Source organism: Streptomyces sp. WM4235 (genome assembly GCF_001279725.1).
Classification (GTDB): Bacteria; Actinomycetota; Actinomycetes; order Streptomycetales; family Streptomycetaceae; genus Streptomyces.
Map to the genome: position 1 here is coordinate 1 of NZ_LGDE01000145.1, position 2,400 is coordinate 2,400.

General features: G+C 73.2%; 4 protein-coding genes. 1 reads left to right on the forward strand and 3 read right to left on the reverse strand.

Annotation, left to right across the window (positions count from 1 at the left end):
* Together ADK55_RS39770 and ADK55_RS13335 are read right to left on the reverse strand one after the other, a co-directional pair.
* A partial coding sequence (locus ADK55_RS39770) for a universal stress protein (RefSeq protein WP_234350029.1) occupies window positions 1-167 on the reverse strand: 167 nt, incomplete at its 3' end.
* 404 nt (window positions 168-571) lie between these two features.
* A complete protein-coding gene (locus ADK55_RS13335) occupies window positions 572-886 on the reverse strand; it encodes a GNAT family N-acetyltransferase (protein WP_053678350.1) in 315 nt (104 codons plus the stop codon).
* A 152-nt stretch (window positions 887-1,038) separates the two neighbouring features.
* Between ADK55_RS13335 and ADK55_RS13340 the strand changes: the two genes are divergently transcribed.
* Window positions 1,039-1,416, forward strand: a complete 378-nt coding sequence (locus ADK55_RS13340) for a VOC family protein (protein ID WP_053678352.1) — start codon at window positions 1,039-1,041, stop codon at window positions 1,414-1,416.
* Between the two features lie 81 nt (window positions 1,417-1,497).
* On the opposite strand, the gene ADK55_RS13345 is transcribed toward ADK55_RS13340, so the two are convergent.
* Window positions 1,498-2,400: sensor histidine kinase (locus ADK55_RS13345; RefSeq protein WP_053678354.1), on the reverse strand; the 903-nt coding region annotated here is incomplete at its 5' end.

Genomic DNA, 2,400 nt, shown 5'->3' on the forward strand with positions numbered 1-2,400 from the left:
CCTGGGGAGCATGACCGCGCTGCACCGGCCGGCCCACCGCCGGGCGGTTGCCAGGCCAGTACGACCCACAGCTCCGCATCCCGTACCCGGGCCTCCGTCGCCGCCCGGTGCAGCGCGGTCATGCTCCCCAGGGATCCGCTGGTCCCCACCACGACGCGTCCTCGCACAGTCCCGCCCTTTCACGTGGTCCGACGCGCTCCATGGAACGGCCACGACGGGGCGCCCGGCGGGCGCCCTGACGGTTTCCGAACGCGGGACCCGGACTTCTTGACGCGCCCCTCGCACCGCGCCCGCCGCCGATCGCGGGCCACGCCCGCCCGATCACTCACCTCACGCGGCCGATGTGGGGCGACTGCGGGGCCGCCGCGGAGCGAACGCGGGACCGACGCGGTGCGAACACTGCCGGGTCGCCGGGGCCGACGCGGAGCGAACGCGGCCGGGTCGCCGGGGCCGGCGGCCCGCGATTCGGGCGCCGATGCCCGGCCGGCGTCGCGACCCGTACTCCACATGTGCGCCCGAGACCCGACACCCCGCCACCCGAGCCGCCGCGCGACAGGTGGCGGGCGGCCGCTCAGAGGCCGAACTGTGCCCGGCGATCCTCGGGAACGAGGTCCGTGTACTCCGGGTGCTTGCCGATCCACCCCCGGATGAAGGGGCAGTACGGCAGGACGTCCAGCTTGCGGGCCCGGACGTCGTCGAGGGCGCCGCGGGCGAGCAGGCCACCCAGGCCCTGACCGGCGAAGCGGGGCTCCGTCTCGGTGTGGATGAAGGCGATCTCGCCCTCCGAGAGGAAGTACTCGGCGAAGCCGGCCGTCTCGGTCCCGTCGGCTCCGGCGAGGATCTCGTACCGGGACTTCTCGGGGCGGTCCACCACTCGTGGTTCCATGCTGCTTCCTCCTGCGCGGTGATCATGCGGTTGTCCCGTCAGATGATCCACTGTCCGCGCATCCGGCCGACGCCCGCCCACGTCATACCGACGCGACTGCCGGTGCTCCGGTCGCGGGGATCGTGATCAGGCGTCGTGAGAGTCTGCTCCTCATGATCGCCAAGCTGCAGTGTGTGGTGTTGGACTGTGCCGATGTCGTCGAGTTGTCCCGGTTCTACCAGTCGCTCCTCGGCGGCGTGGTGAACCAGCCGGATCCGCGGTGGTCGACCGACGAGGGCTGGGCCACGCTCCATGCCGACGGTGGGTTCGTGCTCGCCTTCCAACGGGTGGAGGACCATCAGCCGCCCCGGTGGCCGGACCCTGCCCGCCCTCAACAGTTCCACCTCGAACTGGGGGTCACGAACCTGGACCAGGCCCAGCGGGAGGTGCTCGATCGGGGCGCCGCGCTGCTGGACGAGGGGGACGGAAGGCGGAGTTGGCGCGTCTTCGCGGATCCGGCGGGACACCCGTTCTGTCTCGTCCGGGACTGACGGGACCCGCCGGGCACGCCGTTGACATCGGGGAGGCCCGGGCGCGGACCTCGGCCTTCCGCGGGAGGCGGACGGGAGGACCTACACCGGGGCCGGAAGGGTCAGTTCGAAGCGGCAGCCGCCGGGCACGTTGTGGACGTCGGCCTGTCCCGCGTGGGCCTCGACGATGCCCCGGACGATCGCGAGGCCCAGCCCCGCCCCCGATGGAGGGGTGCGGGCCGGGGCGCCGCGCCACCCGGTGTCGAAGACGCGCGGGAGGTCCTCCTCCGGGATGCCACCACAGGCGTCGGTGACCGATACCACCACCGCGCCGGCGCGGCGTTCGGCGGCAATCGCGACCGTGCCGTCGGCCGGGGTGTGCCGGATGGCGTTCACCAGCAGGTTGGACAGCACCCGGGTCATCTCCTTGCCGTCGACCTCCACCGGCAGCGGGGCCACGTCCTCGCCGGCCAGGTGAACTCCGTGCCGGCGGGCGAGGGCGTCGGCGCCCGCCAGCGCGTCGCCCACCAGGTCGTAGACGGACAGTCGGGTGGGGCTGAGGCTGAGGGCGCCCGCGTGGATGCGGGACAGCTCGAACAGGTCCGTGACCATCGAGTTGAGGCGTTCCACCTCGGCGCGCATCTGCCGGTGGTAGCGGGATGGATCGGCCACGAGGCCGTCCTCCAGTGCCTCCGACATCGCGCGCAGGCCGGCGAGGGGGGTGCGCAGGTCGTGCGAGATCCAGGCCACGAGTTCGCGCCGTGAGGTCTCCAGGGCGCGTTCCCGTTCGCGGGAGGCGGCGAGGCGCGCACCGGTCCGGTCCAGTTCCCGGCTCAGTGCGGTGAGTTCGGCGGGGGCGGGCACGGTGGGGGCCGTGAAGGTGCCCACCTCTCCGAATTCGCCGGCCGCGCGCACGAGTTCCCGACAGCGCAGCACCACCTGACGGCCCAGCAGCAGGGCGGTGACGAGGGACACGGCGGCGGCCATCGCGACGACGGTGGTCAC

What these genes read in the sequence shown, in the direction of transcription:
- ADK55_RS13335 (WP_053678350.1), bottom strand. Translation starts at nt 886, where the DNA reads ATGGAACCACGAGTGGTGGACCGCCCCGAGAAGTCCCGGTACGAGATC.
- ADK55_RS13340 (WP_053678352.1), top strand. Translation starts at nt 1,039, where the DNA reads ATGATCGCCAAGCTGCAGTGTGTGGTGTTGGACTGTGCCGATGTCGTC.